Source organism: Bacteroides sp. MSK.18.37, from assembly GCF_019129155.2.
Taxonomy (GTDB): Bacteria; Bacteroidota; Bacteroidia; order Bacteroidales; family Bacteroidaceae; genus Bacteroides; species Bacteroides ovatus.
Map to the genome: position 1 here is coordinate 5,342,510 of NZ_JAHOIB020000001.1, position 14,361 is coordinate 5,356,870.

A 14,361-nucleotide genomic window follows, 5' to 3' on the forward strand; every position below is an offset into this window, starting at 1 on the left:
ACTCGAAATTTATTTTTATCTTTGAAATTCAGTAAACAGAAAAAAGAAATATATATGAAAAAAGTAATTTGCAGTGAGAAAGCTCCGGGGGCTATCGGCCCTTATAGTCAGGCGATAGAAGCCAATGGTATGGTATTTGTGTCCGGTCAGTTGCCTATTGATGCCGCTACGGGACAGATGGCTGAAGGGATAGAAGGACAGGCTCGCCAGTCGTTGGAGAATATCAAACACATTCTTGAAGAAGCAGGATTGACAATGGGAAACATTGCCAAAACCACTGTCTTTCTTCAGGATATGTCCCTGTTTGCAGGGATGAACGGTGTGTATGCCACGTATTTTGACGGAGCCTTTCCGGCACGTTCGGCGGTTGCCGTAAAAGCTCTGCCAAAGGATGCGTTAGTAGAGATTGAGTGTATCGCGGTTCGCTAACAAATCTGCGACAATGAAACTGCTGCCTCCTACAAAGATCAGATCTTTGGGGGGGCAGTTCTTTTTTGCCGCCTGTACAGCTTCTACAACAGTGGGGTAGGTGGTACCTTTCAATCCGGCTTCTTCTGCCAATGCCAGTAGTTCATTTTCCGGAAGCGCGCGTTTAACGCTTGCTTTGGTAAAATAATAGGTGGCATATTTCGGCAATGCTCGCAGAACCCCCCGGATGTCTTTGTCATTGACCATGCCGAATACAATATGGATCTCCTGATCGAAGGTTTTGTGAATGGCATTGAGCTGTACATGGATATATTCGATTCCATCAACATTATGTCCCGTGTCACAGATAATATCCGGATAGCTGTGTACTTTCTGCCAACGCCCCATCAGACCGGTGAGCTGACATACGTTTGCAAGACCTGCGCGATAGTCCTGGGATCTGATGTTGTAGTTCAGACGGGTCAGTGTCGCAAGGGCTTTTAGGATGGTAAACATATTTTCGAATTGGTAAGCTCCGCTCAACTCTGTGAAAAGTCCGAAAGGAAACATCTCATTGTGGATTTTGATAGCATCTTTTCTTTTGTCGAGTATCTGGTCTAGCGTACGTAGACTGTCTGACAGGTCTAACATGAGTAATGCTTGCCGCATCTGGTTTGCCTCTTCTTCTGATTGTTCGTCCATTGCTTCGATCATTTCGTGCATGCTCTGAATTGTGTTGTCCATCATCGGTCTTATTTCTTGCAATTTCGAATAAGGAACTATTTCCATGTCCCAGTACCGGGCATTTTCACGGGCATATTCGATAGGCGCATTCTTTTCTTTAGCTTTCATGGTAAATACACGTTTCACTGCCCCTTGGGCTCTGCCGATAACGACCGGAACTCCTTCTTTGATAATTCCGGCTTTCTCTTTGGCAATCTTCGTCAGCGTGTCACCCAGATATTGGGTGTGGTCGAGGCCTATGTTGGTGATAACACACAAATCCGGATGGATGATATTCGTACAGTCCAATCTTCCGCCCATGCCTACTTCGATAACTGCTACATCTACTTTCTGGTCGGCAAAATAACGGAATGCCATAGCGGTGGTCAGTTCGAAGAATGAAGGGTGCAGCGGCTCGAAGAAAGAGCGATGCTCTTCTACGAAATTGACTACATACTCTTCCGGTATCATCTCACCGTTGATACGGATACGTTCGCGGAAGTCGATTAAATGAGGGGAGGTGAATAGTCCTACCCGGTAACCGGCGCACTGCAATACGGCTGCGATGGTATGTGAACAGGATCCTTTTCCATTGGTTCCGGCGATATGTATCGTCTTGAATTGTTGATGAGGATGCCCAAAATGTTCGTCCAATTTGTGTGTGGTCTCTAAACCCGGCTTATATGCTTTGCCTCCTATTTGTTGAAACATTGGCGCACTCTCATATAAGTACTTTAAAGTGTTCTGATAGTCCATGTTTTATAATATTTAACGTCGGGCAATCTTTATTGCCCACTAATTTGTTTATCTTTAGAACCGTCAATCTGACTATAAATGGGGGATTGGCGAATGAGATTGCAAATATCAACATTTAAATCTAAGAAATCATGGGAACTAAGAAAAATTTTGTGCTAGACACAAATGTTATTCTTCACGACTACAATTGCTTGAAGAATTTTCAGGAAAATGATATTTACCTCCCTCTTGTTGTACTCGAAGAACTGGATAAGTTCAAAAAAGGAAACGAGCAGATAAATTTCAATGCTCGTGAGTTCGTGCGCGAATTGGATGTGCTGACAAGCGACGAGCTTTTCTCCGACGGAGTGAAGCTTGGCGAAGGATTGGGACGTCTGTTTGTCGTGACAAGCAATGTGCCGGCTGCCAAAGTGTGGGAATCGTTTCCTATAAAGAAACCCGATCATTTGATTTTGGCGGCAACCGAATACCTGACCGACAAGTATCCGAAAATGAAATCTATCTTAGTGACCAAAGATGTGAATCTGCGCATGAAAGCCCGTTCAATCGGTCTGCTTTGCGAAGATTATATTACGGATAAGGTGGTAAATGTAGATGTGTTCGAGAAATCTAATGAGATTTTTGAAAATGTAGATCCGGCATTGATCGACCGTATTTATTCTTCAAAGGAAGGCATTGACTTGAGTGAATTTGACTTTAAGGATTTGATTCATCCCAATGAATGTTTTGTATTGAAGAGTGACCGGAATAGTGTATTGGCACGCTACAATCCTTTTACCCATTCTATTATCCGTGTGATGAAGGGTAAGAATTATGGAATCGAACCACGGAATGCGGAACAGAGTTTTGCTTTTGAGATTCTGAATGACCCGAACATCAAACTGGTGGCTCTGACAGGAAAAGCGGGAACAGGTAAGACTTTGCTGGCTTTGGCTGCTGCTTTGGGCAAGCTGACGGATTACAAACAGATTTTGCTGGCACGTCCCGTTGTGGCGCTTTCCAATAAGGATATCGGTTTCCTTCCGGGAGACGCACAGGAAAAAGTAGCTCCTTATATGCAGCCGTTGTTTGATAACCTGAACGTCATAAAACGTCAGTTTGCTACAAACTCTACCGAAGTGAAGCGCATAGAAGATATGCAGAAAAGCGAGCAGCTGGTGATTGAAGCTCTGGCATTTATCCGTGGTCGTAGTTTGAGCGAAATGTATTGCATCATTGACGAAGCGCAGAATCTGACCCCGAATGAAATAAAGACAATCATCACCCGTGCAGGAGAAGGTACGAAGATGGTATTTACGGGAGATATCCAGCAGATTGACCAACCTTATCTGGATAGTCAGTCCAATGGCTTGGTATATATGATTGATCGTATGAAAGACCAGAATATCTTTGCACACGTCAATTTGCTGAAAGGTGAACGAAGTGAATTGAGTGAACTGGCAAGCAACCTGTTATAACAGATTTCTCTGCTAAGCGAGATAAATTAATAAGTGATTAAAAAAGAAAACGGTGAACATCCTGTTGCAAATAGCACAATTTGTTCACCGTTTCTTTATTGATTGAGTATACTTTTTCCTTATTCTTTCTTTCCGAAATATTTCAGGAACTGTGTACGTTCGAATGTATTAACACCCTGAACATCCTTAATATTCAGTTTGCCTTTGAATTGAGCTATATTCCTGAATCCTTTGCGTTCCATCCATGCAGAGAGGAAGCGATTGGCTTCTCCGATGAATGCATTTGTATTTAGATAGACTGCGCTACAAACTTCTACAGCCGAAGCACCGGCAAGGATAGCTTTCACTACTGATTCTGCATTGGCAACACCACCGGAAGCTGCATAGTCGATCTTGTCTACTACTGCAGACGCAATTCCGATCCAACGAAGCGGAATGGCGAGGTCGGAAGCATTGCTGAATATTTCGCCTGAAATATGCTCCATCTTTTCGATATTGATGTCCGGCTGATAGAAACGGTTGAAGAGAACAACTGCTGCTGCACCGTTGGCATACAACTGATCGATTAATGCCACAGGATTTGTCAGGTTATCACCCAGTTTCATGATTACAGGTATCTTGATTGTTTTTTTAATGTGGCGGAGAATATCGATGTGGCGTTGTTCGAATGAACCGTATGTATATTGCACTTCCGATTGCAGGGCAAGGATATTGATTTCCAATGCGTCGGCACCGGCTTCTTCAATCATCTTTGCAAAGTCAATCCATTCGGAATCAGTGTAGCAGTTGATGCTGGCAATGATAGGAATGGGGCATACCTTCTTACTTTCTTTTATTAAAGTCAGGTATTCGGATAGCTTGTGCTCACGGATATATTCTTCCAGATAGTCACTGGCTTCCGGATAGAAAGCCGGATCTTTCAGTTGGTCTGCTTCCAGCATGATCTGTTCCTCAAACAGTGATTTCAGAACAATTGCACCGGCACCATCTTCGGCCAATTTTTTGTTTTTGCCGGCACTGTTGGTCAGCCCCGAGCTACTGATAATGATAGGGTTTCTAAGGGAAAGCCCTGCGAAAGTAGTTTTTAAATCGGTCATAGCAATATGTTTTTTACTCCTGATTAATAAATTCGTTCTCCGAAAATCTTGCTTCCTACCCGTACCAGCGTACTTCCTGCGGCAATGGCTTCGTGGTAGTCATGTGACATTCCCATCGACAGCTCGCAGAAAGTATCGGAGTGGATGAACCAAGTTGTTTTTATCTCGTTAAAGAGCCTATTTAGTAAACCAAATTCCCGGTTGATTTGTTCAATGCAATCGGTGTTGCTGGCCATCCCCATTAATCCGCAGATGCGTACATGAGTCAGCTCTTTCCATTCTCCGGCATTCAACATCTCCTTACATTCTTCGGGACTGAAACCAAATTTGGTTTCTTCCTGCGCAACGTGAATCTGCAATAGGCAGTTCACTGTACGTCCCGCTTTGACAGCTTGTTTGTTGACTTCGGCCAGCAGTTTATAACTATCAATTCCATGAATCATCGCTACGTATGGTATCATGTATTTGATTTTGTTCGTCTGCAGGTGTCCGATGAAATGCCATTCAATGTCTTTGGGCAAACTTTCGTATTTAGCTGTCATTTCCTGCACTTTGCTTTCTCCAAAAATACGCTGTCCCGCCTGATATGCTTCTTCTATCGCTTCATTGGGATGGAATTTTGAGACAGCAACCAGCCGGACTCCTTGAGGGAGTTCGGCCAGCACTTGCTTTAAATTGTCAGCAATACTCATTGTTACTTATGCTTTTGATGGATCAAACTCCGGTTTGTCATTCGGTTCGGCGCTGTAAGGATATACATCCATGAGCGGAGTCTCGGATACCATACCGATCTGATAATCTGCCATGGTTCCTTTCATTCCTTCATCCAGCTTCTTGACTGCGTCGCGCAAGTCGGCAGCTTGTACCAGTACTTGGGTGGAAGTCTTTTTTTCAGCACCGCTTTTTTCATCCAGAGTGATGAAAATAAGTTTGCATTTGAACCAGCGGTCGGCACTTTCTTCGTCGCTGGGGAAAAGTTCGCTATAGTTGGCACGTTTAATATCCGAAACGGTAAATTCTCCGGAGATAAACGGAGTCATTTCTTCAATAATCCGTGCTTCTGCTTCTGTAAAACTGAGTGCGTCAACAAGATAAGGTTCAGTTACTTTCTTCTGCATTCCGTTTTCCATTACTTTTTCATAACGGATCTTGCACTCAAACCATGTATGCATTGCCATAATTTTCTTCCTTTTTAATTAATTGATTTATGTAAATTGCCTACAAAGATAAACAAAATCCCAAAGTAAGTGCCGAAAGCTTTTTATTTTCTTTTATGCAGATTCTTTAATTCAAATGAAAGCACGACACGGAAAAGTCCGATGATGAGGAAAGCAAAAGAAATCATATACACTGCGTAGAGCGCTCCTATGGCGGGTTGCCATAATATTAAAAGAGAGCACAGGATGGCAAGAATACCGAAAGCCATGTACCAGCCCCAGTCGCGGGTTCCGTAACGTTTCAGGTCGATGGAATAGCCGGTGGAGGAGAACCCTCGGAACATAAGCCAGAAGGCTATGATGAAAGGGATAACTTCCATGCTGACCATCGGATAGGCAATCAGGTAAATACCCAGAACGAGGTCGATGAGTCCTCCTACGATATACCATCCCCAGCTCGGGACACCTTTCCGGTTGCTAAGAGCAAAGATGATTTCCAGAATACCGCTTATCAGCATCGATACACTGAAAATGATACTTAGAGCTACATAGGTGCTTACGGGTGAGAACATGAGCCAAAGGGCTACAATGATATACACGATTCCCAAAAGAAGAGAAGTCCACCAATTTTTTACTGAATGTTGAATCTCATTGAATACAGTTTCCATACATTTTATATTTTAAATTGAACACTAGAGTGATTTCGTTGAGGAATAACAAATTGAATTTAGAAAAGGTTTTCCGTGAACATATTTGGGGGAATAGTTGTTTCCTATATAAAGTAAATTTTAAAAATACATGCATTATGGCAACAACAAATTTCAAAGGACAACCGGTGAAACTGATCGGTGAATTTATACAAGTAGGTAAGGTAGCTCCTGACTTCGAGCTGGTAAAAACAGATTTATCTTCTTTCTCTCTGAAAGATTTAAATGGTAAAAATGTGATTTTAAATATTTTCCCTAGTCTGGATACCAGCGTATGTGCAACTTCTGTACGTAAGTTTAATAAAATGGCTGCCGGATTGAAAGATACGGTAGTATTGGCTATTTCTAAGGATCTTCCTTTTGCACACGGCCGTTTCTGTACGACAGAAGGTATTGAAAATGTAATTCCATTGTCTGATTTCCGCTTCTCTGATTTCGACGAAAGTTACGGAGTGCGTATGGCAGATGGTCCGTTAGCAGGACTTTTGGCGCGTGCGGTAGTTGTGATTGGCAAAGATGGCAAAATTGCATATACGGAACTTGTTCCTGAAATCACCCAGGAGCCTGATTATGACAAAGCCTTAGCTGCTGTAAAGTAATATAGAATATGGAGTATTAAGTATTAGGTATTAACTATTAGTTGCAGCTAATAAACGAATATGGCTAATACTTAATACTTAAGCCTGCTACTTATCTTAAAGATTTTGACCTAATGGGAACTGGTAAAAAGGCTTGGTAAACTGCCAAGGCTCCGTTCTTGTTAGGTTGTGTTTTTTCTACACTAAACCTCAACTATCATGAACAAAATGAAAATTCTATTCATCGCCCTGTTATGTATGGGCGTTGGAACCTTGTCGGCCCAAACTGCCGATAGTACACAAATTTCTCCCTGGACAAAAGAAGGATTTGCCGGACTGAAACTAACGCAAGTGAGCCTCACTAATTGGGCTGCCGGAGGTGATAACTCCGTTGCCTTTGACTTGCAGGGCACTTATCAGATTAATTATAAGAAAGGAAAACATCTGTGGAATAATCGTATCGAACTGGCTTATGGATTAAATAAGACCGGTGACGACGGAACCAGGAAAGCAAATGATAAAATCTATTTGAATACGAATTATGGCTATGCTATTGCCAAAAGTTGGTATGCCAGTGCGTTCGCCACTTTCCAGACACAGTTTTCTCCAGGATATGACTACTCCGTCAATAAAGACATTGCTATCTCCGAATTTATGGCTCCTGCCTATTTGACTACCGGTTTGGGCTTTACGTATGATCCGGGTAAGATATTTACCGTTGTATTGTCTCCTGCTGCGTGGCGCGGAACATTTGTACTCAATGACCGTCTCTCTGACGAAGGAGCTTATGGAGTGGATCCGGGCAAACATCTATTATCCAGCTTCGGTGCTAACTTGAAAGGAGAAGCCAAATATGAATTCTTGAAAAATATGACGGTATATTCACGTTTGGATCTATATTCCGATTATCTGCATAAGCCGCTGAATATAGATGTGAACTGGGAAGTACAAGTAAATATGATTATCAATAAATGGTTCTCAACCACACTTACTACTAACCTGATGTATGACGATGATGTGAAAATCGTGCAAAAGGATGGTACAAAAGGTGCTCGTGTGCAATTTAAAGAGATATTGGGAGTAGGAGTTCAGTTTAATTTCTAATTAGCTCTTATCTACCACAAAAAATAAACCACAGAGGACGTAGAATACACAAAGAAGTAAGAATTTAACGGGTAATAGCCGATTTACAATAATGGATGCCCCGGTAACTCTATGTTCTTGCTTTGTGTTCTCTGCGTCCTCTGTGGCTTTGCAATGAGTATTTTACTACTTATTTTCTTTTTTTCAGCCCTTTATAAGCCAAAAAAACGATTACAATTACCACCACTGCTATAATGGCATAGCCGATTTCGTGACTGTATTCGGTGGCCATTACATAGACATCGTTAGTCGTTTTGAGGTCTGTAAAACGGTAAATCAGGTATCCGAGCAAAGCTAATATGCTGTTCCATATAGCAGCGCCGAGAGTTGTATAAAGCAGGAAAGGACCTATTTTCATGCCGGCTAACCCTGCGGGAATACTGATAAGTTGGCGTACAGCCGGAATAAGACGGCCAAAGAAAGTAGAGGCTGCACCGTGCTTTCTGAAATATTCTTCTGCATGGTGTATTTTCTCTTCGTCAATAAGGCACATGTGCCCTAAACGGCTGTTAGCGAATTTATAGATAATAGGACGACCCAACCAACGTGCCAGGTAATAATTAACTAATGCACCGATATCTGCTCCTATAGTTGCAAATAGGACAACGAGAAAGATATTCATACTGTCGTCTGCCATAGCTTTCCATGCGGCAGGGGGTACTACGGCTTCCGAGGGGAAGGGAATAAAAGAGCTTTCGATAGCCATAAAAATAGTGACTACCCAATAGTTCAAGTTTTCTAATACCCATTTAAGAAGTTCTGCTACTGATTCCATGTTTTTTGAGGATAGAATTTATAAATTGATTTATTTTTTTCCTTTTGTTTTTTTCTTATTCTCTTTTTTCATGCGTTCCCACACTTCTTTGAGAGTTCTTTCGTCTTCTTCTCTGTGTTCGGGACTGTTCAACAGATCCAGGATCATGTCTTCTTCCAGTGGATGTTCACATTCCTTGTTATATTTAAAGAAGTTGTCGATTTCACCGTGCATGAGGCAAAGAACACTCAATTTCTCCGTCACATCTTCGTATTTCGGATTTATCTGGTACACTTTTTCAAAGTATTCTTTCGCTTCGATCAGATAGTCACTTTCCGAATAAGCAGAGGCAATCATATACCACATTTCTATGTTCGGATTGATCTCTATCGCTTTTTCGAAAGAGATGGCAGCTTCGTCTTCCAGTTCCTCTGCCAGGTATAGTTTTCCTTCTGTCAGATAAATCAATCCCTCGTTCGGGTTTATCTCTTTGGCTTTCTCGCATAACTCATGCGCCTCTTCATACCTTTCCAGGTGAGAGAGGGCGAATGCTTTGCTGGTATAGGTGTCTATCAATAAAATAGACTGCTTGTCTCCGTCTTCTTCAAAACGTTCGATCACTTTGTCGTAATAGTCATCGGCTTTTTGCCATTCTTCTTTATTACCGTAGGATATTCCCATAAACATGTAACCCAGTTCGGGGGGAATGGCTTTGAGCTCAATCGCCTTTTGGTAATTCTCGATGGCATCATCCGAATTGTTCAGATAGAAGAAACAATGTGCCTTGTAGGCATAAGCTTCCCCGTACTGATCGTCGGCTGCCAATGCGAAATCACAGGCTTCGATGGCTTTGTCTATTTGTTCCTGGACAAAGTAACATTTCACCAGTCCCATCCAGTAGGAAGGGTTGAATGGAGATTTGTCAATGAGTTTATTGTAATAGATGATGGCTGATTCTACCTGATGGGTCGATGCCAGATAATCGGCTGTGAGAGCCATGTATTCTTCATCTTCGGTATAACGGGATTTACCTCTGTCGAGCCATTCTTTGGCTGCGTCCGGGTATCCCATGTCCAGATAGAGAAATACAACATCAATGATTGTTTCCAGCTCGTCGGCATCCGCTATTGTGCTTAACAGCCATTGAGCTTCCTCCAGTTTTCCTCCATTCAGCAATAGTTCGGCTTTCAGCAGTTTCACTTCGGAATCAAATTCTTCGGTAATCGAATCCGCTACTTTTTTTGCTTTTTGCAGCTTTTGGGTATCCAGGTAAAGATATGCTTGTTCTATAAGCAAATCTGTGTTTCTCGGATGTATTTTAAGTCCATAAGTGATTACTTCTTGTGCTTCTTCAAATTTTCGCTCGGAGGCATACCAGTCGGCGATGCCGGCCAATTGGTCAGCATCCAGATAAAGTTGTCGGTTTTCTGCTTTTGCTTCTTCGTAGTTTGTGATTAGTGTGACTAGTTCCTTTTTTGCTGATGGCGAATTTTTTCTACCCATTTTACTTTTAGATTTTTAATTGCTAAGATGGGGCTGTTGCAAAAGTTCAGATGATGATCCTTTTGACACAGCCCCATTGTAAAGTTAAGCTTGAAAGCTTAGTTATTTATTAATCTTACCCCATGTGTCTTTCAACCCTACTGTACGGTTGAAGATTAGTTTATCCGGGGTTGATTCTTTGTCAATATTAAAGTAACCGATCCGTTGGAACTGCAGATAGGAGAGTGGAGGCAGGGTAGCTGCGAACTTCTCTATGTAGCAGTTGGGCAGAACTTTCAATGAATCCGGATTAATGATTTCTTTCATGGCTTCCAGTGCTTCGCATTTTTTTGCTTCGCGGATGGCGGCCAGTTCGTCACGTGGATTTTCCACTTTCCACAAACGGTCGTACAAACGTACTTCTGCTTGCAGGCAGTGGTTGCAGCTTACCCAGTGGAGCGTACCTTTCACCTTGCGGTTCGCATCCGGCATGCCGCTGCGGGTATTTGCGTCATATTCGCAATATACTTCTGTGATAACACCGTTTTCGTCTTTCTTGCAACCGGTACATTTCACGATATAAGCATTTTTGAGACGTACTTCTTGCCCCGGTGTCATGCGGAAATATTTCTTGGGAGCGTCTTCCATGAAGTCTTCGCGCTCCATCCACAATTCGCGGCTGAACTCGATCAGGTGACTTCCTGCTTCCGGATCTTCCGGATTGTTGATTGCTTCCAGTTCTTCAACCTGTCCTTCCGGATAGTTGGTGATAATCAATTTAACCGGGTTGATTACTGCAGATATACGGGTAGCACGGCTGTTCAAATCATCCCGGACAGAGCTTTCCAACAGGGCGATGTCGTTCAGGGCATCGTAAGTGGTATATCCGATTTTATCGATAAACTTATGAATGGACTTCGGTGAATAACCGCGACGGCGGAAACCGCAGATCGTCGGCATACGAGGGTCGTCCCATCCGTTTACCAATCCTTCTTTCACCAGTGTGAGCAGGTTACGTTTGCTCATCAGGGTGTAACTTAGGTTCAGTTTGTTGAATTCAGTCTGACGGGGACGGTTGTCGTTCAGGTCTTTTCCTTCTTTCAACCAATCGATGAAGAGGTCGTAAAGCGGACGGTGTACCACAAATTCAAGTGTGCACAGAGAATGAGTCACTCCTTCGAAGAAGTCACTCTGTCCGTGGGCGAAGTCATACATCGGATAAGCTTTCCAGGTAGTACCCGTACGGTGGTGCGGGTGTTTCACTACACGGTAAATAATCGGATCGCGGAAGTGCATATTCGGATTAGCCATGTCAATCTTGGCACGGAGCACCATGGCGCCTTCTTCGATCTCGCCGCTATTCATTTTCTTAAAAAGTTCGAGGCTCTCTTCGATAGGACGGTTCCGGTAAGGGCTTTCCACACCCGGTTGGGTAGGAGTACCTTTCTGCTGTGCAATCAGTTCCGAACTCTGTTCGTCGATATATGCTTTTCCCTCCTGAATCAGGCGGATAGCGAAGTCCCATAATTGTTGGAAGTAGTCGGAAGCGTAGTATTCGTTTCCCCACTGGTAGCCTAGCCATTGGATATCTTCTTTGATAGCTTCTACATATTCCACATCTTCCTTGGTAGGGTTAGTGTCGTCGAAACGAAGGTTACATACACCGCCGTGTTTTTCTGCGATGCCGAAATCAAGGCAAATAGCTTTGGCATGGCCGATGTGAAGATAGCCGTTGGGCTCGGGCGGGAAACGCGTCTGCACTTTTCCACCATTTTTACCTTCTTTCAAGTCTTTCTCTACTGCCTGTTCAATAAAGTTCAAGCTTTTCTTTTCGCCTGCTTCTTCGTTTTTAATATCTGTCATAACGGTTAATGTTATCTGTATTTAGGCTACAAAAGTAGGACATTTTTTTTATTTAACCGGAATATAACCGCTCTTTTTTATAATGTCCTGTCCGTCGGATGAAAGAATAAACTGAATCAGGGGGCTAACTTGTTCCTTATTTTTTACATTGTAATAGTAGTAAAGCGGCCGGACGATAGGGTAGGTTTTGTTGGTGGCATTCTCTACCGTAGGGGTGGCGTAGTGGCTTCCGTCATAAGACACGGAAAGCGTTTTGACACGGGGAGACACGTAGGCCAGTCCTACATATCCGATGGCTCCTTTGGTCTGGCTGACAGACTGGATAATAGCACCTGTTGCCGGCATGGAAAGGCTGCTTGCCATGTAGTTTTTATTTTTCAGTACGCTCTCTTTGAAAAATTCGTAAGTACCGGACGATGTTTCACGCGAGTAGACTACTATTTTTCGGTTGTCTCCGCCTACCTGTTTCCAGTTGGTTATCTTCCCCCGGAAAATATCCTCCAGTTGTTGGCGGGTCAGCTGTTTCACCGGATTAGAGGGATGCACCACCACGGCGAGGGCGTCGTAGGCAACAATCACTTCGTTTACTTCTTCTCCTGCCGCTTTAATTTTCATCTTCTCGCTGAACTTGATTGGGCGGGAAGCCATTGCAATGTCCGTTGTATTATCCATTAAAGCGGAGATACCCACACCGGTTCCGCCACCGGTTACAGTGACACGGGCATTCGGATGCTGGTTCATAAACCGCTCTGCTGTCTGTTGTGCGACAGGCAGTACCGTGTCGCTACCTTTTATACGTTGTGCGTTGGCACCGAGCGAGAGTAAGGAAAGGGCGATTAATAAGTTTCTTCTCACTTTCATATTTCTTCTTTTTATTGACTTTGCAAATTAAGCAATCGAATATTACATTTCCATTTCATCCGGAATGGAAATGATACTTGTAACACAAACGTAACATGATTGAAACATTTCCTTCAAACGTTAGTCACACCTCCTTAATAAAGAGACGCTTTCTTTGCATCAGAAATCATAGTAGGTATGAAAAAGGTATTTGAAAGGATTATAGAAGGAATGTTGACTTGTAGCGGTTTCGTGACAAGTATTACTATTCTGCTGATTGTACTCTTCCTTTTCACGGAAGCTTTCGGGCTGTTCAAGAGTAAGGTGATTGAAGAGGGATATGTGTTGGCGCTGAATAAGAGCAACAAAGTTAGTGTGTTGAGCCCTGCACAGATAAAAAATGTTTTTGATGAGGAGATCACAAACTGGAAGGAACTCGGTGGGGAAGATCTCCCTATCCGGGTTTTTCGTTTGGAGGATATAACGCAGTATTATACGGAGGAGGAGCTGGGGCCTGCTTATGAATATGCAGGCGACAAGATTACGGAACTGGTAGAGAAAACACTGGGTATCGTAGCTTTTGTTCCGCAGAAGTTTATTGTTCATCCGGACGCGGTGCATTTCATAGAGGATAACACCATTTCCGTGAAAGATGTATTTGCGGGTGCCGAATGGTTTCCTACGGCCACTCCGGCAGCTCAATTCGGCTTCCTGCCGTTGATTACCGGTACGTTGTGGGTGAGTCTGTTCGCCATTCTTTTTGCTTTGCCGTTCGGGCTTTCGGTTTCTATCTATATGTCTGAAGTGGCAAACCCGAAAGTGCGGAACTGGCTGAAACCGATTATCGAACTGTTGAGCGGTATTCCTTCCGTGGTCTATGGCTTTTTCGGGTTGATTGTCATCGTTCCGTTGATTCAGAAGTTGTTTAATCTTCCGGTGGGAGAGAGCGGCCTGGCAGGGAGTATCGTACTGGCCATTATGGCATTGCCCACCATCATAACGGTGACGGAAGATGCGATGCGTAACTGTCCGCGTGCAATGCGGGAAGCGAGTCTGGCGTTGGGGGCTTCTCAATGGCAGACTATATATAAGGTAGTAATTCCTTATTCTATTTCGGGTATTACATCCGGCGTGGTACTTGGCATCGGACGTGCTATCGGAGAGACGATGGCGGTATTGATGGTTACCGGTAATGCGGCTGTGATTCCGACAACTATTCTTGAGCCTTTACGTACCATTCCGGCTACGATTGCCGCCGAACTGGGAGAGGCTCCTGCAGGTGGTCCGCACTATCAGGCATTGTTCCTGTTGGGTGTCGTACTGTTCTTCATTACATTGATTATCAACTTTAGTGTGGAATATATTTCTTCTAAAGGATTAAAACGTAGTAAATAAG

14 protein-coding genes are annotated in these 14,361 nt (G+C 43.3%); 5 read left to right on the forward strand and 9 right to left on the reverse strand.

Going from position 1 to position 14,361, the window contains the following annotated elements:
* Positions 1-54 precede the first annotated feature (54 nt).
* On the forward strand, positions 55-429 hold the full coding sequence (locus tag KSX81_RS20620; RefSeq protein ID WP_004303886.1) for a RidA family protein: 375 nt from the start codon (positions 55-57) through the stop codon (positions 427-429).
* Here the strand turns inward: KSX81_RS20620 and KSX81_RS20625 are convergent.
* Positions 397-1,887: a bifunctional folylpolyglutamate synthase/dihydrofolate synthase gene (locus KSX81_RS20625; protein WP_004303885.1), complete on the reverse strand. Its 1,491-nt coding sequence runs from the start codon at positions 1,885-1,887 to the stop codon at positions 397-399. The two genes, KSX81_RS20620 and KSX81_RS20625, sit on opposite strands and share 33 nt — an antisense overlap.
* A gap of 131 nt (positions 1,888-2,018) precedes the next feature.
* Between KSX81_RS20625 and KSX81_RS20630 the strand changes: the two genes are divergently transcribed.
* Positions 2,019-3,344: a PhoH family protein gene (locus tag KSX81_RS20630; protein ID WP_004296645.1), complete on the forward strand. Its 1,326-nt coding sequence runs from the start codon at positions 2,019-2,021 to the stop codon at positions 3,342-3,344.
* A 119-nt stretch (positions 3,345-3,463) separates the two neighbouring features.
* On the opposite strand, the gene KSX81_RS20635 is transcribed toward KSX81_RS20630, so the two are convergent.
* From KSX81_RS20635 to KSX81_RS20650, 4 genes are all read right to left on the reverse strand, one after another.
* Positions 3,464-4,441: a dihydroorotate dehydrogenase-like protein gene (locus tag KSX81_RS20635; protein WP_004296646.1), complete on the reverse strand. Its 978-nt coding sequence runs from the start codon at positions 4,439-4,441 to the stop codon at positions 3,464-3,466.
* A gap of 23 nt (positions 4,442-4,464) precedes the next feature.
* Complete coding sequence (locus tag KSX81_RS20640) at positions 4,465-5,133, reverse strand: YggS family pyridoxal phosphate-dependent enzyme (RefSeq protein ID WP_004296647.1); 669 nt, start codon at positions 5,131-5,133, stop codon at positions 4,465-4,467.
* A gap of 6 nt (positions 5,134-5,139) precedes the next feature.
* A complete protein-coding gene (locus tag KSX81_RS20645; protein WP_004296648.1) occupies positions 5,140-5,619 on the reverse strand; it encodes a DUF4494 domain-containing protein in 480 nt (159 codons plus the stop codon).
* An 83-nt stretch (positions 5,620-5,702) separates the two neighbouring features.
* The gene (locus KSX81_RS20650; protein WP_217725976.1) at positions 5,703-6,266 is read right to left on the reverse strand and encodes an HdeD family acid-resistance protein; all 564 of its coding nucleotides are present in this window, start codon (positions 6,264-6,266) and stop codon (positions 5,703-5,705) included.
* Positions 6,267-6,403: 137 nt separating this feature from the next.
* On the opposite strand from KSX81_RS20650, the gene tpx reads away from it, so the two are divergent.
* Positions 6,404-6,904 carry a thiol peroxidase gene (tpx, locus tag KSX81_RS20655; RefSeq protein WP_004296650.1) on the forward strand — a complete coding sequence of 167 codons (501 nt, stop codon included), beginning with the start codon at positions 6,404-6,406 and terminating at the stop codon, positions 6,902-6,904.
* Between the two features lie 198 nt (positions 6,905-7,102).
* On the forward strand, positions 7,103-7,987 hold the full coding sequence (locus KSX81_RS20660; protein WP_118418240.1) for a DUF3078 domain-containing protein: 885 nt from the start codon (positions 7,103-7,105) through the stop codon (positions 7,985-7,987).
* A 169-nt stretch (positions 7,988-8,156) separates the two neighbouring features.
* Here the strand turns inward: KSX81_RS20660 and KSX81_RS20665 are convergent, their stop codons facing one another.
* The 4 genes from KSX81_RS20665 to KSX81_RS20680 all read right to left on the reverse strand — a co-directional run bounded on the left by KSX81_RS20665 (position 8,157) and on the right by KSX81_RS20680 (position 12,986).
* A complete protein-coding gene (locus KSX81_RS20665) occupies positions 8,157-8,801 on the reverse strand; it encodes a DedA family protein (RefSeq protein ID WP_004321199.1) in 645 nt (214 codons plus the stop codon).
* A 30-nt stretch (positions 8,802-8,831) separates the two neighbouring features.
* Positions 8,832-10,283 carry a tetratricopeptide repeat protein gene (locus tag KSX81_RS20670; RefSeq protein ID WP_004321197.1) on the reverse strand — a complete coding sequence of 484 codons (1,452 nt, stop codon included), beginning with the start codon at positions 10,281-10,283 and terminating at the stop codon, positions 8,832-8,834.
* Positions 10,284-10,385: 102 nt separating this feature from the next.
* Positions 10,386-12,125 carry a glutamine--tRNA ligase/YqeY domain fusion protein gene (locus KSX81_RS20675; protein WP_004321195.1) on the reverse strand — a complete coding sequence of 580 codons (1,740 nt, stop codon included), beginning with the start codon at positions 12,123-12,125 and terminating at the stop codon, positions 10,386-10,388.
* Positions 12,126-12,173: 48 nt separating this feature from the next.
* Positions 12,174-12,986, reverse strand: coding sequence for a PstS family phosphate ABC transporter substrate-binding protein (locus KSX81_RS20680; protein WP_004321191.1), 813 nt, complete (start codon positions 12,984-12,986; stop codon positions 12,174-12,176).
* Positions 12,987-13,163: 177 nt separating this feature from the next.
* Between KSX81_RS20680 and pstC the strand changes: the two genes are divergently transcribed.
* Positions 13,164-14,360: a phosphate ABC transporter permease subunit PstC gene (gene pstC / locus KSX81_RS20685; RefSeq protein ID WP_004321180.1), complete on the forward strand. Its 1,197-nt coding sequence runs from the start codon at positions 13,164-13,166 to the stop codon at positions 14,358-14,360.
* Position 14,361 lies beyond the last annotated feature (1 nt).